The organism is Streptomyces sp. NPDC087270 (assembly GCF_044744625.1).
Classification (GTDB): Bacteria; Actinomycetota; Actinomycetes; order Streptomycetales; family Streptomycetaceae; genus Actinacidiphila.
The window spans coordinates 367,776-388,030 of the sequence record NZ_JBIUYR010000002.1; the positions used below are offsets into that span (position 1 = coordinate 367,776).

Here is a 20,255-nt window from a genome sequence, read left to right on the forward strand (position 1 = left end):
CCTTTCGTCAATTATTCAACCGATTGTGGACGCTCCGCGGGGTCCCGGAAATTGGTCCCCTGTATCGCATCCGTCCACCCAGCTTGACGGTCGAAGTGACGCATAGGTTGCATCCGAATGGCATAAGTCACCCGGATGGAGAGCAGGATCGCGGTGATTGCCGCGCCGACCGCATAAGCGATCTCGACCCGGTCACGGATAGGCAACGGACTGAACGTCACCGCGAGCAGCGCGGCCGTGCCGACCGCCCAGGAAACCAGTTGCCGGCCGTGACCGCCGGTGGTCTGCAACGCCTGGCCGAGCACCGAGGCGAGCATGTAGCAGAGCGTGCCGGCCGACAGCCAGGCGAAGTCCGTCCAGCCGAGCAGATCGGGCGAACCGAACAGCCGCGGCACCAGCCACGGGCCCAGCGCCACCGCCACCACCCCGCCCGTGCCGCCCAGCAGGCCGGTGAACGCGGCCGTACGCAGCAGCAGTTGGCGGTAGGCCGCACGGTCGCCGGCCGCGACGGCCTCGGACAGCCCGCGCAGCAGCGACGCCTGGAGCGAGCCGAAGACGAACAGCGGCACCCGGGCCAGCACCACCGCGGACAGCAGCGCGGTGATGAACGCGGTGTCGTCGGGTGCCAGCAGCTTCACGCTGATCACCGAGATGTTGACGAGCAGTTGGGCGAGCAGCGTGGAGGGGATCAGCGCGAGCAGGCCGGACCACAGCGCACGCCACGGCAGCGGGGGCGACGACCGGAGCGCCGTCGCCCCGCCCGTCCGGGCGGCCCCGCCCGCCGTCTCACCGGCAAAAGAGGCACCAGCGGCCCCGCCTGCGACGGCGCCGGCCGCGACGCCGGCGGCGGCAGCGGCGACATCCGCGCCGGCCGCGGGCTTCACCGCGCTCACGCCCTCCGCGCCGTACCGCGCCGCGCGCAGCACCCACGGCAGCGTGGCCGCCACCGACAGCAGCGTCGGCACCGTCAGCACCGCGGCGAACAGCAGCGGCGAGTGCGTCCCGGCCGCCGCCAGCAGCACCGAGAACACCACCCGCAGCGCGCCGTCCAGCGCCAACTGCGTGCCGTACACCCGGAATCGGCCGGTGCCGGCCAGCATGCCGCGGGTCACGTACGCCACCGACAGCGCCCCGAACGCCGCGCACAGCGCGCCGACCAGGGAGAGGTTGCCGTCGAAGAGCCGGTTCGCGACCGGGTGCGCGAGGACCGCCACCGGCACGCACACCGCGGCCAGCAGCCCCAGCGAGGTGGCCAGGCCGCGGCGCAGCACCGGACCGGTGCCCTCTCCCGCCACCACCCGGGCCGCGACCAGCCGGGTCATCTCCTGCTCGATCGGGAAGAAGAGCCCGAGGCCGACCGAGAAGACCAGCGTCCACAGCACCGACACGCCCGCCATCCGGTCGGACGGCAGCGTGCGGCCCGCGGCCGCGAGCTGGATGTAGCTGGCCAGTCCCAGGACCGCGGTGCCGGCGCCCACCAGCGCGGTGCCCGGCGGCAGCACCGCCAGCGCCCGCCGGCCCAGCCGCCGCGCCCGCCCGCCGGCCGCGCCGGCCGGGGCCTCAGCCACGTTCGGCTGCCACCAGGGCGGGGAACGCCTCGGCCAGCGCCGACCGCCAGTCGCGGATCGGTTCGATGCCGGCCGACTGCCACCGGTCGTGGCCGAGCACGCTGTACGCCGGGCGCGGCGCGGGGCGCGCGAACGCCGCGCTGGTGGTGGGCCGGACCCGCTCGGGGTCCGCGCCCAGCAGCCGGAAGATCTCCTGGGTGAAGCCGAACCAGGTCGTCTCGCCCGCGCTGGTGCCGTGGTAGACGCCGGCCGGCGCGTCGCCGGCGAGCGCGGCGGTGCCGAGCCGGACCAGATGGTCGGCCAGGTCCGCGGTCCAGGTGGGCTGCCCGCGCTGGTCGTCCACCACGTCGAGGGTGTCCTTGACGCCCTCCAGCCGGATCATCGTGCGGACGAAGTTGCCGCGGGCCGCGCCGTACAGCCACGCGGTGCGCACCACGTAGCCGGCGTCGGGCAGGGTGTCGAGCACCGCCCGCTCGCCGGCCAGCTTGGTGCGCCCGTAGGCGCCGCGCGGACCGGTGGCGGCGTCCTCGGCGTACGGCTGGTCCGCGTCCCCGGCGAAGACGTAGTCGGTGGAGACGTGGATCAGCTTCGCGCCGGACTTGGCGCACGCCTCGGCGAGGTGCCGGGGCCCGTCGCCGTTGATCCGCGCGGCGTCGGCCTCGCGGCTCTCCGCGTCGTCGACCCCGGTCCAGGCCGCGCAGTTGACGACCAGGACGGGCTGGTGCTCGGCGATCGCGGTGGCGACCGCCTCCGGGTCGGTGATGTCCAGGGCGGTGCTGCCCATGGCCACCACCGCGGTGTCCGGCTCGGTCCGCAGCCGGACCAGCAGGTCCTGGCCCAGCATCCCGGCGGCGCCGGTCACCAGCCAGGTCGCGTTCGGCGGTTTCACAGTGTGGCGCGCTCCTTCAGCGGCTCCCACCAGGCCCGGTTCTCCCGGTACCAGGCGACGGTCTCGGCCAGGCCGGTCGCGAAGTCCTTGCGCGGCACGTAACCCAGCTCGGTACGGATCTTGGTGCAGTCCACCGAGTAGCGACGGTCGTGGCCCTTGCGGTCCTCGACGTACTCCACGGAGTCCCAGCCGGCCCCGCACGCTTCGAGCAGCAGGCCGGTGAGCTCCTTGTTGGACAGCTCGGTGCCGCCTCCGATGTTGTAGACCTCTCCCGGGCGGCCGAGGTTCCGTACCAGGTCGATTCCCTGCACATGGTCGTCGATGTGCAGCCAGTCCCGGACGTTGCCGCCGTCGCCGTAGAGCGGGACCTTGCCGCCGTCCAGCAGGTTGGTGATGAACAGCGGGATGACCTTCTCCGGGAAGTGGTGGTGCCCGTAGTTGTTGGAGCAGCGGGTCACCCGCACGTCCAGGCCGTGGGTGCGGTGGTAGGCGAGCGCGATCAGGTCGCTGGACGCCTTGGCCGCGGAGTACGGCGAGTTCGGCTGGAGCGGGTCGGTCTCGGGCCAGGAGCCCTCGGCGATCGAGCCGTACACCTCGTCGGTGGAGATGTGCACGAACGTCCGCAGGTTGTTGCGGAGCGCCGCGTCCAGCAGGGTCTGGGTGCCGGCCACGTTGGTGGTGATGAACTCGGTGGCGCCCAGGATCGAGCGGTCGACGTGCGACTCGGCGGCGAAGTGCACCACCTGGTCGTGCTCGGCGACCAGCTTGTCGACGAGCTCGGCGTCGCAGATGTCGCCCTGCACGAAGCGGAAGCCGGGGTGCGCGCGGACCTCGTCGAGGTTCGCCGGGTTGCCCGCGTAGGTCAGCTTGTCCAGGACGGTGATCGCCACGTCCCCGGGCCCGGTCGGGCCGAGCAGCGTACGGACGTAGTGGGAGCCGATGAAGCCGGCCCCGCCGGTCACCAGTATGCGGTCGGTCATGACGAGATCTGCACCTTGCTGTGATCGCCGAGCACCAGGCGGTGCGCGGCAGGGTTTCGGGGGGCCGGGGTCACTTCGACGTTGCGCCCTATGAGCGACGCCTCGACCCGGCGCACGCCGGTGAGCGAGGAGTCGCGCAGCAGGATCGAGTACTCGATCTCGCTGTCCTCGATCCGGCAGTTCTCCGAGACGGAGGTGTACGGGCCGACGTACGCGTCGCTGATCACCGAGTTGCGGCCGATGATCGCCGGACCGACGATCCGGCTGCCGGCCACCTTCGCGCCGGCCTCGATCCGGACCCGGCCGATGATCTCGCTCTCCGCGTCGACCTCGCCGAGCACCTCGGGTTCGAGGGTGTCCAGCACCGACCGGTTGACCTCCAGCATGTCGGTGACGTTGCCGGTGTCCTTCCAGTAGCCGGAGATCGTGGTGGAGCGCACGTCGCGCTGCTCGTCGATCAGCCACTGGATGGCGTGGGTGATCTCCAACTCACCGCGCCAGGACGGCTTGATGGCGCGCACCGCCTCGTGGACGGCCGGGGTGAAGAGGTAGACGCCGACCAGCGCCAGGTCGCTCTTGGGCTGCTTCGGCTTCTCCTCCAGGTTCTTCACCCGCCCCTGCGCGTCGAGTTCGGCGACGCCGAAGGAGGTCGGGTTCGGCACCTTCGTGAGCAGGATCTGCGCGTCCGGGCGCTCCGCGCGGAACTCCTCGACGAGGCCGCTGATGCCGCCGACGATGAAGTTGTCACCGAGGTACATCACGAAGTCGTCCTCGCCGAGGAACTCGCGCGCGATCAGCACCGCGTGCGCCAGCCCGAGCGGCGCGTCCTGCGGGATGTACGTGACCGCGATACCGAGGGCGGAGCCGTCGCCGACCGCCTCCTTGATCTCCTCGGCGGTGTCGCCGACGATGATGCCCACCTCGGTGATCCCGGCTTCGGCGATGGCTTCCAGGCCGTAGAACAGCACCGGCTTGTTGGCGACCGGTACCAGCTGTTTGGCCGAGGTGTGAGTGATCGGCCTGAGGCGGGTGCCCGCCCCGCCGGAGAGCACAAGTGCTTTCACGTTACGTCCCATGCAGATGGATTCAGGGGGCGGTCACTGCGGGTCGCGACCCGCGCCCCCGGCTGCGAGCATACCCGGACGTCACCCCGCGTTTCGCTCCTGGACATCCGACGCCAACTCCTCGTCGGCGCGCCGTTGCGGAGTGGTTCGCTCCATTTCGGCCCTGGCCTGGGCGGTCGGACCGTCCAGCGGATCGACATCACCCGTCTGGCCCAGAGCGGCCTGCTGGACGAGCCGGACCTCGGCCTTGTGTGCGAGGTCGCGCACCGCCTGCGAGAACCGCTCGATGGAGGTGGGGTGGTCAGGGCCGAGCAGGTACTGCTTGATCTCCTTGCGCGACCCGGCCAGCGGGTCGAGCTCGGGGGTGACCACGGCCGTGACCAGCTCGCCGACCCGGCTCGCCGAGTTGTCCAGGATGAGCGCGGCGCGGGCGGCGGTGTTCTGCCGCTTGAACTCCTCCTCGCCCAGTTCGGCCGAATCGGTGATGGCGTACGGCTTGCCGGTCGCCACGAAGTCCGAGACCACGCTGGAGATGTCGGAGACCATCGCGTCGGACTCGTTGAAGCACTCGTACAGGTGAGGCATCGGGCCGGTGACGACCTTGTGCTCCCAGGCGCTCAGCGACTTCCAGTACGCGGCGTTCCACCGGGCGCGCAACTCGGCGAGCCGCGCCGTGAGCTGCGGGTCGGCGATCGAGTCGCGGGACATGATCGCCATGTCCCCCTCCGCGGAGGTCGCCTCGGCCACCAGCGAATCCAACTCGGTCTCTATCGACGCCAGTTCGGCGCGGGCCGTGGCCTGCGCCGCCTTGCCCTCGGCGATCCGCGCGGACCACGCCGGGTCGGCGGCCCGCTGGGCGTTCGCCTTCGCCAGCACCGCGACCACCTTGTCGTGGGCCCGCTTCGCCTTCGGGTTGACGGTGCCGGTGAACGGGTGCGGCTTGTACAGCACCCGGACCGGGGTGGCGGACGCGACCAGGCCGCGCACGATGTTCACGCCGGCCAGCATCAGCGAGGTGTTGCCGGGCTCGTCGGTCCAGCCCTCCCAGGTCGGCGCGTACAGCACGGTCGGGATGCCGGTCGCGGCCGAGCCGTCCCAGGCGGTGATCCCGGCGAGCTGCGGGCGGCCCACCTCGACCACGTCCTCGTCACGCACCCCGACGTCGGCGAGCGCGTACCGGTCCCGGCCCGCCTTGCCGGCCGACCAGACCTCGTCGTACGCCTTGCTGAACGGGTTGATGCTGGCGACCTTGTCACTGTCGCCGTGGCCGACGAAGACGTGCTTCATGCTCGGCACCCGCAGCAGGTGGATGTTCTTGCCGACGTTCGCCGGGTACAGCGCGACCCGCACGGTCGACAGGTCCATGTTCATCAGGTGCACCGCGCCCGGCACGCACAGCACCGGCACCGCGGTGTCGGCGAGCTGGAGCAGGATCGCCCGCTCGCGCAGGATCACCAGCGGCCGCTCCCCCGGCATGTCCGCCATCGTGTCCAGCCACATGTTGACCTGGTACGCGGAGTCCGGCGAGCCGGAGAAGTACAGCACGGTGCTCGGCCGGTACGCCCGCAGCCAGGTGTCCATGAACGCCAGCGCGTCGTCGGTCTTCGCCGGCAGCCGGCGGCGGGTGAGGTACGGCGCCAGGGCCAGCGTGTACACGATGCCCAGGCCCAGCGTCAGCGCGGCACCGAGGTAGACGAACGCGATGTGCCCGGCCTTCGCGTACAGCAGGAGGCCGATCACCGCGAACAGGTCCAGGTGCAGCATCTTCTCGGCCGCGCGCGAGGTCAGCAGGCCCGACGGCGCGTTGGTGATGCGCATCCCGCTCAGGTCGATGTTGCGGGTGCCGAACGGCAGCTTGCGGCGGTTGCGGATCAGCGTGATCAGGGCCGCGTGCGGGGCCTGCATGCCGTAGAAGACCAGGAAGCAGACGATGGCCGCGGAGAACGCCCGGTTGTTGGCGAGGTTCATCTGCGCCATCAGCAGCACCAGCGTCAGCTCACGCAGCAGGAAGCGCAGCGACAGCCCGGCCCGGGCCTTGCCCAGCCGGTTGATCAGGTACGAGCGGCGCTGGTGCAGGAACCAGTCCGTCACGTAGCTGACCGCGCCGGCGGCCACGAAGAACCACAGGCTCGGCAGCAGCGCGGCGATCACCAGGCACGGGTAGCTGAGGAGCATGAGCAGCGCGGCGGCGAGTTCGCCGCCGGACGCCACACGGGCCATGCGAATGGCTTTTGAGATCACGGGGTGACTGCTCCAGTGCGATGTCGAATGAGACGTCGAATGAGGATACGGAGATCGGGTGAGGCGGAGTGGCGGTGCGGGAAGGGGCGGGCCGGCCGGCGCCGCGCTCCCTCATCAACGGACGAAGTCCCTGGGCGCACCGTGTCACGCGGGCCCAAGGACTGTCGATCCGTTCCGGTAAGGATTACTGCTCGTCCTCCCCCTGGGCGAGAACGTGTGCCAGCGCGCGCTCGATCCCGGAGGCGCCGGACAGGCCCTGCATCGGGTCCTGCTGGCGGACGTCGATCACATGGCCGGTGAGGGTGGAGAGCAGGACGTCGAGCGAGGTGCGGGCGACCGCCTCCGAGGAGAGCAGCGAGCCGGCCGGCTCCTGGCCGAACGCCTTGGTGCGCATCGGCGTCGCGGTGCGCTCGGGGTTGACGCAGTTGACCCGGATGCCGTCGCCGGCCCACTCGTCGGCGAGTGCCTGGGTGAGGTTCACCATCGCGGCCTTGGTCGACGAGTACAGGCTGTACTCGGCCCGTCCCCGGGTGTAGCTGCTGGAGGTGTAGAGCAGCAGCTGGCCGCGGGTCTCGGCGAGGTACTTGTGGGAGGCGCGGGCGATCTGCACCGGGGCGAGGTAGTTGACCCGCAGCGCCTCTTCGATGGTCGCGTTGTCGGTCTCGGCGAGCTTGCCGATCCGCAGCACGCCCGCGGTGTTCACCACGTAGTCGACCCGGCCGGTCTCCGCGTAGGCCCGCGACAGCGCGTCGTCGACGTGCTCGGGGTCCTCGACGTGGGTGCCGGTGGTCGAGCGGCCCAGCGCGAAGACCTTCGCGCCGTATCCCTCGGCCATCGCCGCGATGTCGGCGCCGATGCCGTAGGAGCCGCCGAAGACCACCAGGGTCTTGTCGGCGAGCAGCTCGCGGTACGCCGCCTCGTCGGACTGGCCGGGGGCGGCGGTGGAGGCGAGCTGGAAGAGCTTGTCGGCGATGAAGACGTCCACCGGGGTGGTCACCTTCATGTTGTGCTCGTCGCCGGGGACCACGTAGATCGGCACGTCGGGCAGGTACTTCAGCACCACCGAACAGTCGTCGGTGGCCTGGAAGTTGGGGTCGCCGCCGGCGACCTCGTAGGCCCGGCGGATAGTGGACAGCCGGAACGCCTGCGGGGTCTGGCCGCGGCGCAGCCGGGAGCGGTCCGGCACCTCGGTGATGAACTCGCCGTCGCCGCCGTGGGTGCGGGTGACGATGATGGTGTCCGCGGACGGGATCGCCACGTCCACCGCTTCGTACCGCTCCAGCGCGGCCACGCAGTCGGCGATCACGCGCTGCGAGATCAGCGGGCGCACGGCGTCGTGGAAGAGCACGTTGCGGTCCTGGCCGGGCTCGAGCTCCTCGCTCAGCGCGGCGATGGCCCGCTCGGTGGTCTCGTTGCGCGTCGTGCCGCCCTCGATCACCCGGCTGACCTTCTTCAGACCGGCCTTCGTGACGATCTTCTCGACGTCCGGGACATAGCCCGGCGCCATCAGCACGATGATGTCGTCGATCGCGTCCGACTGCTCGAAGATGGCGAGCGTGTGCTCGATCACCGCTTTACCGGCGATCTTCAGCAGCTGCTTGGGAATCGACAGGCCGACCCGCTGCCCCGTGCCACCGGCAAGGATGACAGCGGTGGTACGGGAGTGGGCAAGGTGCAGGGACACGTGAGACCTACCTAGCGGCAACAAGAGATACGGGGATCGTCTCACCCCCGGTAACCGTCTCGCAAGGCGGGGTTCACCGAGGCGCCCCTCGCCGCAAGGTCCTACGACCACGGGGAGGGGCGGCCAGGAGGTCCGGTCACCCTCCGAACGGATGGAACTCGTCGTAGGCGTCGGCGGCCTCGTCGTGCTCGGCCTGCCGGTCGCGACGCCGGCTCGCCGCGGGCCGCGGCGTGTCGAAACGGTGGTCCTCACCGCGCCGCCCCAGCATCTCCGCACCGGCCGCCAGCGACGGCTCCCAGTCGAAGACCACCGCGTCGTCCTCCGGCCCGATCGCGACGCCGTCGCCCGCCTTCGCCCCCGCCTTGACCAGCTCGTCCTCGACACCGAGCCGGTTGAGCCGGTCCGCGAGGTAGCCGACCGCCTCGTCGTTGGTGAAGTCCGTCTGCCGCACCCAGCGTTCGGGCTTCTCGCCACGCACCCGGTACAGCTCGCCGTCGTAGGTGACGGTGAACCCGGCGTCGTCGACGGCCTGCGGCCGGATCACCACGCGGGTGGACTCCTCGGCCGGGCGCGCCGCCCGCGTCTCCGCCACGATCCCGGCCAGCGCGAACGACAGTTCCTTGAGCCCGGCGTGCGAGACCGCGGACACCTCGAAGACGCGGTAGCCGCGCGCCTCCAGGTCCGGCTTGATCATCTCCGCCAGGTCCTGCCCGTCGGGCACGTCGATCTTGTTCAGCACGACCAGCCGCGGCCGGTCCTCCAGCCCGCCGCCGTACGCCCGCAGCTCCGCCTCGATGACGTCGAGGTCGGTCACCGGGTCGCGGTCGGACTCCAGGGTCGCGGTGTCCAGCACGTGCACCAGCACCGAGCAGCGCTCGACGTGCCGCAGGAACTCCAGACCCAGCCCGCGGCCCTGGCTCGCGCCGGGGATCAGCCCGGGCACGTCGGCGATCGTGTAGACCGTCGAGCCGGCGTTGACCACTCCGAGGTTCGGCACCAGCGTGGTGAACGGGTAGTCCGCGATCTTCGGCTTCGCCGCCGAGAGCACCGAGATCAGCGAGGACTTCCCCGCACTCGGGTAGCCGACCAGCGCCACGTCGGCGACGGTCTTCAGCTCCAGCACGATGTCCCGGGCCTGCCCGGGCACCCCGAGCAGCGCGAAGCCGGGCGCCTTGCGCCGGGTTGAGGCGAGCGCCGCGTTGCCGAGGCCGCCGCGGCCGCCCTGCCCGGCGACGTAGGTGGTGCCCTGGCCGACCAGGTCGGCCAGCACGTTTCCGTCCCGGTCCTGCACGACGGTGCCGTCCGGCACCGGCAGCACCAGGTCGCTGCCGTCCTTGCCGGAGCGGTTGCCGCCCTCGCCCGGCTTGCCGTTGGTCGCCTTGCGGTGCGGGCTGTGGTGGTAGTCGAGCAGGGTGGTCACGTCCTGGTCGACGACGAGGATCACGTCCCCGCCCCGCCCGCCGTTGCCGCCGTCCGGCCCGCCGAGCGGCTTGAACTTCTCCCGGTGCACGGAGGCGCAGCCGTGGCCCCCGTTACCCGCGGCGACATGCAGTTCGACGCGGTCCACGAAGGTGGTCATGGGTGCTTCCTCCAGAACGTACGGGTTTCCCACGGTTCTTACGGTCCTACTGGCCTTGTAACACGCCGAGGGCGGCCCCACTTCCCGGAGTCCGGGAAACGGGTCCGCCCTCGAAAGTTCTTACGGCTCGCCTCAGGCGGCCGGAACGATGTTCACCACGCGGCGACCGCGCTTCACGCCGAACTCGACCGCACCGGCGGACAGCGCGAACAGCGTGTCGTCCTTGCCGATGCCGACGCCGGAGCCGGGGTGGAAGTGGGTGCCACGCTGGCGGATGATGATCTCACCGGCGTTGACGACCTGGCCGCCGAAGCGCTTCACACCGAGCCGCTGAGCGTTGGAGTCGCGACCGTTCCGGGTGGACGATGCGCCCTTCTTGTGTGCCATCTCTCCTCAGTCCCTTACTTCGCAGCCGCGGCGGGGATGCCAGTGATCTTCAGCGCCGTGTAGTGCTGGCGGTGACCCTGGCGACGGCGGTAACCGGTCTTGTTCTTGTAGCGCAGGATGTCGATCTTCTGGCCCTTGTGGTGGTCCACGATCTCGGCCTCGACCTTGATCCCGGCGAGCACCCACGGGTCGCTGGTGACGGCTTCGCCATCGACGACGAGCAGCGTCGAGAGCTCGACCGCGTCGCCGACCTTGCCGGTGGGAATCCTGTCAACCTCGACGATGTCGCCGACGGCCACCTTGTGCTGGCGGCCACCACTACGCACGATCGCGTACACGCGGAACTCACTCTCTCGCTCGATTCGAAAACCCCTGATGCCAGCCACTCCATAACTGCCGCGGAGGGGCCTCTCCCGGGAAGCCCGGGAGGAATGTGCTCAGGCGAAGGCGCAGAAACGCCGAAGGTCAAGGCTACGGACCGCGTCCACCCGGGTCAAATCCGGCCAGGGTCGAGCAGGACCGCCCGGGTTGCCCGCGCCCCTTGGCAGTGGCTGCACTGACCAGGGGCGCGTGGGGGCACCACCCAGGCGAAGCTCTGGGGGAGAACCGCGCGGCGAACCGCCGTGGACCGCAAGGTCCCTACGGCGCTGACGGGGCACCCCGGAGGGTCCGCCTGGCTACTCCGCGGGCGAACTCGCCTTCTTCGTCGCGGCCTTCTTCGTCGTCGTCTTCTTGGCCGCCGTCTTCTTCGTCGCGGCCTTCTTCGCCGTCTTCTTGGCCGCCGCCTTCTTCGCCGGGGCCTTGCGGGCCGCCCGCTTCTTGGGCTCGGCCTCGGCCTCCGCCGACGGCTCACCGTCAGCCTGCTCGGCCCGCTCGGCCTGGTCGGGCGCAGCCTCCGCAGGGGCGGCCTCGGCGGACGGTACGACCACCACCGCCGCTTCCTCCGCTGCCGCGGCCGGCGCCCCCGCGGGCGCGGTCGCCTTACGGGTGGCGCGACGCCGCGCACGGGCCGGCGGCTCCGTCGAGACGGCAGGCTCCGGCTCGGCCTCGGGCTCGGGCGTGGCCGCCGCGGGCTCCGCGCTGACCACGACCACCGCGGCCTCCTCGGCGGCGGGCGGCGCCCCGGCCGGGGCGGTCGCCTTGCGGGTGGCGCGGCGGCGCGTACGGGCCGGCGGCTCGGTCGAGACGACCGGCTCCGGCTCGGCCTCGGCCGGCTCGACCTCGGGCTCGCTGACCGGGACGACCACGACGGCCGGCTCCGGCTCGTGGTCCGCCGCGGCGGGCGCGCCCGCCGGGGCCGTGGCCTTGCGAGCACCGCGGCGCCGGCCGCGGCCACGGGAGCCGTTCGCGGCGGCCTCCGCCTCCGCGGCGCTGCCGAACCACTCCTCCTCGGGGTCGCCGACCGCCGGCACCAGGTCCGACTCGCCGACCTCGATCGGCTCCAGCTCCGGGAGTTCGGCCTCGTCGCCCTGCGCCTGCTCGGCCTCCACGGCCGTCTCGTGCTCGTGGTCGTGGTCGTGCTCGCCCACGCCGGCGCCACCACGGCGCCGCTTGCGCTTGCCGCCGCCACCGGTGGTGGTCGCCTGGTCCATGTGGACGATGACGCCCCGCCCGTTGCAGTGCACGCACGTCTCGGAGAAGGACTCCAACAGCCCCTGGCCGACCCGCTTGCGGGTCATCTGCACCAGGCCGAGCGAGGTGACCTCGGCCACCTGGTGCTTGGTCCGGTCCCGGCCCAGGCACTCCAGCAGCCGGCGCATCACCAGGTCGCGGTTGGACTCCAGCACCATGTCGATGAAGTCGACCACCACGATCCCGCCGAGGTCGCGCAGCCGCAGCTGGCGGACGATCTCCTCGGCCGCCTCCAGGTTGTTGCGGGTGACGGTCTCCTCCAGGTTGCCGCCCTGCCCGGTGAACTTGCCGGTGTTGACGTCGACCACGACCATCGCCTCGGTCTTGTCGATCACCAGCGAACCGCCGGACGGCAGCCACACCTTGCGGTCCAGCGCCTTCAACAGCTGCTCGTCGATCCGGAAGTTGGCGAAGACGTCGACCTCCGACGTCCAGCGCGACAGCCGGTCGACCAGGTCGGGCGCGACGTGCGAGACGTACTCGTGCACGGTGGACCACGCCTCGTCACCGCTGACGATGACCTTGGAGAAGTCCTCGTTGAAGATGTCGCGGACCACCCGCACCGTCATGTCCGGCTCGCCGTACAGCAGCGTGGGCGCGTTGCCGCTCTTGGACTTGCGCTTGATGTCCTCCCACTGCGACTGGAGCCGCTCCACGTCGCGGCGCAGCTCGTCCTCGCTGGCGCCCTCGGCGGCGGTGCGCACGATGACGCCCGCGTCCTCGGGGACGACCTTCTTCAGGATGGACTTCAGCCGGGCCCGCTCGGTGTCGGGCAGCTTGCGGCTGATGCCGGTCATCGAGCCCTCGGGCACGTAGACCAGGTAGCGGCCGGGCAGCGAGACCTGGCTGGTCAGGCGGGCGCCCTTGTGGCCGATCGGGTCCTTGGTGACCTGCACGAGCACCGGCTGGCCGGACTTGAGCGCGGACTCGATCCGGCGCGGGCCGCCGGACATGCCCAGCGCCTCGAAGTTGACCTCGCCCGCGTACAGCACGGCGTTGCGGCCCTTGCCGATGTCGACGAAGGCGGCCTCCATCGACGGCAGCACGTTCTGCACCTTGCCGAGGTACACGTTGCCGACGTAGGAGGTCGACTGCTCCTTGTTGACGTAGTGCTCGACGAGGACGTTGTCCTCCAGCACGCCGATCTGGGTGCGGTCGCCGTTCTGCCGGACCACCATGACGCGCTCGACGGCCTCGCGGCGCGCCAGGAACTCGGCCTCGGTGATGATCGGCACGCGGCGGCGGCCCTGCTCGCGGCCTTCGCGGCGGCGCTGCTTCTTCGCCTCCAGGCGGGTGGAGCCCTTGATGGACTGCACCTCGTCGGAACCGGTGCCGCCCTCGTAACGGGAGCGCGGCTCGCGGACCTTGATGACGGTGCGCTCCGGGTCGTCGGTGCCGGTGGCGGCCGCGTGGTCGTCGCCGCCGTCCGAGCCGCGGCGGCGACGGCGGCGCCGGCGGCGGCTGCTGGAGGAGGAGCCGCCCTGGGCGTCGTCGTGGTCGTCGTCGTGCGCGGCGCCGTTGTCGTCATCGTCGTGGCCCTCGGCCGACTCGTCGGACTCGTCGTCGGAGCCGTTGTCGTCGTGGTCCTGGTCGCCGGACTCACCGCGGCGACGGCGGCGGCCACCGCGGCGGCGACGGCGGGACGGGCGGTCGTCGCCGTCCTGGTCGGCGTCGGAGCCGTCGGCGCCCTCGGCGCCGTCGTGGTCGTCGTGCTCGTCCGCCTCGTCCTGGTCGGCGGCGGCGCCGGCCCGCGCGGGCTCGGCCTCCTGCTCGTCGGCCGCGGCGGGCGACTGCTCGGGGGCGGTGCCGCGACGGCGGCGACGGCGACGGGGGGTGCGGTCGTCGTCGGCCTCGGTGTCGGCCTCCGCGCTCTCGTCGGAGGTCGCGGCCGGCTCGGCGGCAGCGGCGGGTGCGGCGGGTGCGGCCTCCGCGGGGGCGCCGGCCTCGGGGGCCTGGAACACCGGCGGCTGGAAGACCGCGACGGCCGGGCGGGTGGCGCGGCGGCGGCCGCGGGTGGGCGCCTCCTCGGCGGGCTCGGCGGCGGCGTCGGCCGCGGGCGCGCCGCTGGTCTCGGCGGTCTCGGTGCGCACGTCGATCGTGATGGACTCGACGGGAATCCCGAAGGCCGCGGCGAGGGCGTCGGCGGCCTCGGCGGTCGCGTCGGCGACGGTCTCGCCGTAGCCGCGGATCTCGTAGGCGTCGTCGATCTCGACGCCCCAGCCGTCGCCGTCGCGCAGCGCCCGGCCGGTGTACGGGTGGTGGCCGGTGGCGTCCTCGCGGGGCGCGAGCGCGCCGGGCTTCAGCCGCCGCAGGCCGTCGCCGGCGGAGAAGGTCGGTACGGCGGCGCCCTTGCGGCCGCGGCGGCGGGAACGGCCGCCGCTCTGCTGCTCGTCGGCGGCCGGCGCGGGTGCCGGTGCGGCAGCCGGTGCGGGCGCCTGCTCCGGGGCGGGCTCGGGGGCCGGCGCGGGAGCGGCGGAGCCGCGGGTGGCCCGGCGGCGGGTGCGCGCGGGGGCGGCGGGGGCCTCGTCGGCGGGGGCGGTGGCGGGGGCCTCTGCTGCGGGGGTCGCGGGGGCGGCCGGGGTCTCGGCCTCCTCGGCCGGGGCCGGGGTACCCGCGGGCGCGGTCGCCTTGCGGGTGGCGCGGCGGCGCGGGCGGGCGGGCGCCGCGCTCTCGTCGGCGGCGGGCGCGCTCTCCTCCGCGGCGGCGGGGGTGGCGGGGGTGGCGGCGGCCGGGGCGGTCACCGTCTCGGCGGCCGGGGTCTCCTCGGCGGCGGCAGGCGCACCCGCCGGAGCGGTCGCCTTACGCGTGGCACGACGACGCGGACGCGCCGGAGCGGCCTCCGCCTCACCCTCGGCAGCAGGCTTGTCCTCCGTGGGAGCGGCCTCCGCGGCCGGGGTCTCCTCGGCAGCGGCAGGCGCACCCGCCGGAGCCGTCGCCTTACGCGTGGCACGACGACGCGGACGCGCCGGAGCGGCCTCCGCCTCACCCTCGGCAGCAGGCTTGCTCTCCGTGGGAGCGGCCTCCGCGGCCGGCGTCTCCTCGGCCGGGGCCGCGGCGGCGGTCTTGCGGGTGGCGCGGCGGCGGGGTGCGGCCGGGGCCGCCTCTTCCGTGCCTGCGGCGCCGGACGTGTCGGTGGCGGTGTCCGCTCCGGGCGGGCCCGCCGGGCGGGACGCGGCGCGACGGCGGCGGCGGGGTGCCGCGCTCTCGTCGGCCGCGGCGCCGGAGGAAGTGGTGTCCGGGGTGGAACCCGGGGTGGTCTCGTCGTTGTCGGGCATTCGGGCAGTGCTCCCGTCGTGCCCCCGGGCGCCGCGCCTGGAGTTCCGGGGTCGGCGGGCCGCTTGGGTCGCGGTGGCCGTCCTCCGGGGGCGCGGGCGCCGCACGGGGGCTGCTGTCTCGCTCATCGGCCCGCCCCGGTGGGGGGCCGACGAAAGTCTCGTGTGGTCAGCGTCGCCGGACCCGGGTGGCTCCCTGGTGCGTCGGCAACGCGTCGACGCCGTACCTAGGCGGAACCGGCAGGTACCGCCACAGCGTCGCGATCTGGCGCGAGCGGGTCGGTGACCGTGCCGGACTCCTCGTCGAGCGGCCCCTGCGCCAGCCTGGTCACCGCTACGGGGACCGGCGGCGCGAGGTCGGCCGTCGCATGGAGGCCGGACAGTACGTCGTCGGGTCGCACGGCAGGTGTCAGGTGTCGTACAACCAGGCGCAGTATCGCACAGGCGCCGCCCCGCGGCGCGCCGGGACCCGGATCTGCCGCGTCCGTGTCCGCCGCACCGGCCGCCGCGTCGGCCGCGGAGACGACCTCGAACCGCGCGACGGCGGCCCGGCAGTCGAAGGTGCGGACGCCGTTCTTGGTGGTGCGCTGTACTTCCACGGTCTCGGCGGCGAGGAACGCGGCGACGGCCCGGCGGGCCTCGTCGGGCTCGACGCCGTCGAGCCTGAGCTGCCACACCGACGCCTCCAGCCGCTCGGCCAGGCCCGACGTGCGGGCGTCGACCGCCTCGATGACGTCGAGGCCGGTGGGCAGCGACTCGTCGAGCAGCAGCCGGAGTTGCTCGGGGTCGCGCGGTGCGGCGAGCGCGATCTCCAGATACTCCGCCTCGCTGCCGACGCCTGTCGGCGCGGCGTTCGCGTATGACACCTTCGGATGCGGGGTGAACCCTGCCGAGTACGCCATCGGCACCTCGGCGCGGCGCAGGGCCCGCTCGAAGGCGCGCTGGAAGTCGCGGTGGCTGGTGAACCGGAGGCGGCCGCGCTTGGTGTACCGCAGGCGGATGCGCTGCACCGCCGGTGCCGGCGGCGGGCCCTCTGGCTGTCGCTTGCCCAGTGTCGCTCAGTCCTTCGTGTCGGGTCGTGTACCACGCGCCCGCGTGCCCATTCCGGCGCACCCGGGCGTCCCTGCACCTCCAAGGTTACGCCGCATGCCACAGGCCCCGCGCCGCCCGCGATCCGGCCTGTGGACAACCGCCCGCCCGCGGTCGCGACGACGCCTCCCGTACACCTGCTCCCCCGCCCGCCCCATCCGGTGCCCGGCGCCCCCGCCCGCCGCCCACCGACCCGCACGGCTTCCGCCGCTGTTCATCCCGCGCTCCCTCGCCCGCCATCATGGTCTCGTATTCATAACGGGTCTGGACCCAAATTCCGGGCGGCGGGTATCCCGTCCGCACCCGCTCGCCGCCGCCCGCGTACCCACCCAGCAAGGAGCCCAGCCCGTGACCTCCCCCTTCGTGTCCCGCCGCGCGCTGCTCGGCGGCGCCGCCGGCGCGGCCGCGCTGACCGCGTTGCCGATCAGCGTGCGGCAGGCGCTCGCCGCACCCGCCCGCCCCGGCCGGCTGGAGGACATCCAGCACGTCGTGGTCCTCATGCAGGAGAACCGCGCCTTCGACCACTACTTCGGCACCATGGCCGGCGTCCGCGGCTACGGGGACCGCACCGCCGTGCGCGGCGTCAACGGCCGGCCCGTCTGGGACCAGCCGGACCCCTCCCGCGCCGAGGGCTACCTGGCACCGTTCGCGATGGACGCCGCCCACACCAGCGCCTACCAGCAGGGCGCTGCCGCGTTCGGCTACGGCGACAGCATGAACGCCCGCAACGACGGCATCGGCGACGGCTACGTCACCCGGCGCGACAGCGGCCGGCTCGGCCAGGGCTACTACGCCCCCGCCGACATGCCCTTCTACAACGCGCTCGCCTCGGTCTTCACCATCTGCGACAACTACCACGCCTCGATCGAGACCAGCACCAACCCCAACCGCGAGCACTTCATGACCGGCACCAGCGGCGGCAGCCTCCGCGAGTTCCCGGTCATCGACAACACCGAGGTGTCCGCCGGCTACGAGTGGACGACGTACGCGGAGCGGCTGCAGGCGGCCGGGATCAGCTGGAAGACCTACCAGGCGCAGGAGAACTTCGACGACAACGCGCTCGCCTGGTTCTCCGCCTTCCACCAGGCGAAGCCCGGCCAGCCGCTGTACGACCGCGGTCTGGCCCGGGCCGGTGACGCGGCGAACGCCGGCAACCCGTGGGCGATGGGCGACGCGCTGGTGGCGGCGTTCGGCGCCGACGTGGCCGCGGACGCGCTGCCGCAGGTGTCCTGGCTGGTGGCGCCGGCCGCGCTGTCGGAGCACGCCAGCTACGCGCCGCCGGACGGCGAGAACCTGACCGCGCGGCTGCTGGCGGCGCTGGCCGCGAAGCCCGAGGTGTGGGCGAAGACCGCGTTGTTCCTCACCTACGACGAGCACGGCGGCTTCTTCGACCACCTGCTGCCGCCGGTGCCGCCGCTCGCGGCCGGCCGCGGTGACTCGACGGTCTCCACCGACGGCGAGGTCGTGGTGCGGGTGGCCAAGGGCGGCAGCACCTTCTACCGGGTGGTGGACCAGCGCGGCCGCTACCGGGTCGCGGCCGCCGACGGCACCCTGAGCTGGTCGCCGAACCTGCCCGCCGGGGAGACCGTGACCGCGGGGCCGTTCCCGCTGGGGCTCGGCCTGCGGGTACCGATGATCGTGGCCTCGCCGTGGACCCGCGGCGGCGCGGTCGACTCGACCGTCTTCGACCACACCTCCGTGATCAAGTTCCTGGAACGGCGGTTCGGCGTGCACGAGCCGAACATCAGCGCCTGGCGGCGCGCGGTGACCGGCGACCTCACCTCGGCCTTCGACTTCTCCGGCGACGAGCCGCAGTGGCCGTCGCTGCCGGACACCAGCGGCAACCGGCAGAAGGTCACCGACACCGGCAAGCTGCCCGCGCCGACCGTGCCGAGCCCGCAGGTGCGGCCGGTGCAGGCGCGCGGCACCCGCACCGCGCGCCCGGTGCCGTACACGCTGAGCACCCGGGGGCGGCTGCGCGGCGGCGCTCTGGAGCTGGACTACGCCAACTCCGGTACGCAGGCCGCGGTGTTCGCCGCCTACCCGGCGCCCGGGGTGAAGCCGCGGTTCTTCACCGTCGGCGCCCGCAAGCGGCTGTCGGACTCCTGGAAGGTCGGCGCCGACGGCTACGACCTGCGGGTGCACGGCCCCAACGGCTCGCTGTGGCACTTCCGCGGCGGCCAGGGCGACACGTCGGAGGCGGTGTTCGCCGAGGACGTCCACCGCCGCGAGCTGCGGGTCGAGCTGCGCAACGGCGGCCGCCGCGCCCGCACCTTCACCGTCGGCGACCTCGCGTACGGCGGCGGCACCCACGAGGTGCGGATCGACGGCGGCCGGACCCGTACGGTGACGCTGCCGGTGGCCCGCGAGGGCTGGTACGACGTGGCGGTCGGCGCCGGGGACGACCTGTTCTGGCTGCGCCGGGCGGCCGGGCGGCTGGCCGACGGACGGCAGGGCGTCACCGACCCGGCGATGGGGCTGCCGGACGCGCTCGTCGCCGAGGTCGCGCTCGCCTCCGGCTCGACCACGGTCGACGAGCCGGTGGTCGTGCCGGGCACCCCGGCCACGGTGTCGGCGGTGCTCACCGCGCCGGACGCGGCGGTCGACCGGATCGAGGCCGCGCTGGTGGTGCCGGCCGGCTGGACGGTGCGCACGCTCGCCGCCCCGCCGCGGCGGCTCGCGCGCGGCGCCTCGGCCACGGTGCGCTGGCAGGTCACCGCGCCGGCCGCGCTGCCGTCCGGTACCACCGCACGGGTGCTGGCGAACGTACGCGGCCGGGCCGGATCGCGGGTGGCGCTCGCGGACGGCGAGGTCGCCGCGCGCACCGCGCCCTCGATGAAGGGCTACCTGCTCGGGGAGGACTTCGAGTCGCTGGCCGGGCAGTTGAAGCCGGCGGTGAACCTGAACGTGCCGGCGGGCGTGCTCGGCTGGACCGCGACCCCGCCGGCCGGCTGGTCGGTGACGAACGCGCCGGGCATGCCGCAGGGCACCGCGGAGGAGCAGGGCTGGTCGTTCATGACCAAGCGGTTCTGGCTCGCGTCCGACAGCCAGGACCGCGGGAACTTCACCCGCGGGCTGGGCATCGTCGCGGTCGCCGACCCCGACGACTGGGACGACACCGGATCACCGTCGTCGAAGGGGCGGTTCGACTCCACGCTCAGCTCGCCCGCGGTCGCGATCCCGTCCGGTACGGCGGAGTTGTACCTCGGCTTCGACTCGCACTACCGGCAGGAGGCGCCGCAGACCGCCACCGTCACGGCCGCGTTCGACACCGGCGAGGAGACGGTGCTGCTCACCTACAGCGGCGCCGCCACCGGCAACGACAACGCCGGCGGCGACGCGGAGAACCAGCTGATCACCCGGAAGATCGCGGTGCCGGCCGGGGCGGCCGCGGTGACGCTGAAGTTCCGGATGTTCGACGCCGGCAACAACTGGTACTGGGCGATCGACCACGTCCGGATCGGCCTCACCCCGGTCGCGGACTGACCCCGAATAGCCTTGCGGGGAAGCGGAATTGACGAACCGTCACTCCGCTTGCCACGCGGCCTACTTGCTCATGTCCGGCGGCGGCCCGAAGCCGCCGCCGGGCGCGGGCGGGGGAGGCGGCAGGGGTGGCGGCGCCTGCCGCGGGGTGCCGAACAGCGCGGACCCGACGGCCCGCCGGGCGTCGGCCAGCGCGACCCGGACCGGGTGCAGGATCTCCCGGCGGACGAAGCGGAGCACCGCGCCGATCACGCGGAAGACCGGCGCCCCGGTGTAGCGCCAGACGAAGGCGACCGGCAGGAAGACCAGCACCCGGAAGAACCAGCCGATGCCGCGGCCGATCAGCCGGGCCACATACGCCCCCGCCTGCCAGGCGGCCGCGATCGC

12 protein-coding genes and 1 pseudogene are annotated in these 20,255 nt (G+C 73.1%); 1 reads left to right on the forward strand and 12 read right to left on the reverse strand.

Features of this window, described 5'->3' with window-relative positions:
* Positions 1-11 precede the first annotated feature (11 nt).
* The 11 genes from ACIPAE_RS05085 to ACIPAE_RS05135 all read right to left on the reverse strand — a co-directional run bounded on the left by ACIPAE_RS05085 (position 12) and on the right by ACIPAE_RS05135 (position 16,306).
* Positions 12-1,568 carry a lipopolysaccharide biosynthesis protein gene (locus ACIPAE_RS05085; RefSeq protein WP_402442977.1) on the reverse strand — a complete coding sequence of 519 codons (1,557 nt, stop codon included), beginning with the start codon at positions 1,566-1,568 and terminating at the stop codon, positions 12-14.
* A complete protein-coding gene (gene rfbD / locus ACIPAE_RS05090; RefSeq protein WP_329369445.1) occupies positions 1,561-2,457 on the reverse strand; it encodes a dTDP-4-dehydrorhamnose reductase in 897 nt (298 codons plus the stop codon). Before rfbD ends, ACIPAE_RS05085 begins: the two co-directional genes overlap by 8 nt.
* A complete protein-coding gene (rfbB, locus tag ACIPAE_RS05095) occupies positions 2,454-3,437 on the reverse strand; it encodes a dTDP-glucose 4,6-dehydratase (protein WP_329369443.1) in 984 nt (327 codons plus the stop codon). Before rfbB ends, rfbD begins: the two co-directional genes overlap by 4 nt.
* The gene (locus ACIPAE_RS05100) at positions 3,434-4,501 is read right to left on the reverse strand and encodes a glucose-1-phosphate thymidylyltransferase (RefSeq protein ID WP_329369441.1); all 1,068 of its coding nucleotides are present in this window, start codon (positions 4,499-4,501) and stop codon (positions 3,434-3,436) included. The genes rfbB and ACIPAE_RS05100 overlap by 4 nt, the downstream gene beginning before the upstream one ends.
* Before the next feature lie 81 nt (positions 4,502-4,582).
* On the reverse strand, positions 4,583-6,721 hold the full coding sequence (locus ACIPAE_RS05105) for a hypothetical protein (protein WP_329369440.1): 2,139 nt from the start codon (positions 6,719-6,721) through the stop codon (positions 4,583-4,585).
* Positions 6,722-6,926: 205 nt separating this feature from the next.
* Positions 6,927-8,426: a bifunctional cytidylyltransferase/SDR family oxidoreductase gene (locus tag ACIPAE_RS05110; protein WP_329369438.1), complete on the reverse strand. Its 1,500-nt coding sequence runs from the start codon at positions 8,424-8,426 to the stop codon at positions 6,927-6,929.
* Between the two features lie 136 nt (positions 8,427-8,562).
* On the reverse strand, positions 8,563-10,005 hold the full coding sequence (gene obgE, locus ACIPAE_RS05115) for a GTPase ObgE (RefSeq protein WP_329369436.1): 1,443 nt from the start codon (positions 10,003-10,005) through the stop codon (positions 8,563-8,565).
* Positions 10,006-10,137: 132 nt separating this feature from the next.
* Complete coding sequence (rpmA, locus tag ACIPAE_RS05120; RefSeq protein ID WP_202233703.1) at positions 10,138-10,392, reverse strand: 50S ribosomal protein L27; 255 nt, start codon at positions 10,390-10,392, stop codon at positions 10,138-10,140.
* 14 nt (positions 10,393-10,406) lie between these two features.
* Positions 10,407-10,730 carry a 50S ribosomal protein L21 gene (gene rplU / locus ACIPAE_RS05125; RefSeq protein WP_328464128.1) on the reverse strand — a complete coding sequence of 108 codons (324 nt, stop codon included), beginning with the start codon at positions 10,728-10,730 and terminating at the stop codon, positions 10,407-10,409.
* A gap of 339 nt (positions 10,731-11,069) precedes the next feature.
* Entirely contained in the window at positions 11,070-15,299 is a 4,230-nt protein-coding gene (locus ACIPAE_RS05130) for an Rne/Rng family ribonuclease (protein ID WP_402442982.1), read from the reverse strand.
* A 224-nt stretch (positions 15,300-15,523) separates the two neighbouring features.
* Positions 15,524-16,306 (reverse strand): TIGR03936 family radical SAM-associated protein, encoded by a 783-nt coding sequence (locus tag ACIPAE_RS05135; RefSeq protein WP_402442984.1) that lies wholly within the window; start codon positions 16,304-16,306, stop codon positions 15,524-15,526.
* Between the two features lie 427 nt (positions 16,307-16,733).
* Between ACIPAE_RS05135 and ACIPAE_RS05140 the strand changes: the two genes are divergently transcribed.
* Complete coding sequence (locus ACIPAE_RS05140) at positions 16,734-19,871, forward strand: phosphocholine-specific phospholipase C (protein WP_402442985.1); 3,138 nt, start codon at positions 16,734-16,736, stop codon at positions 19,869-19,871.
* A 60-nt stretch (positions 19,872-19,931) separates the two neighbouring features.
* On the opposite strand, the pseudogene ACIPAE_RS05145 reads toward ACIPAE_RS05140, so the two are convergent.
* Positions 19,932-20,255, reverse strand: a pseudogene (locus tag ACIPAE_RS05145) (hypothetical protein); the annotation flags it as partial.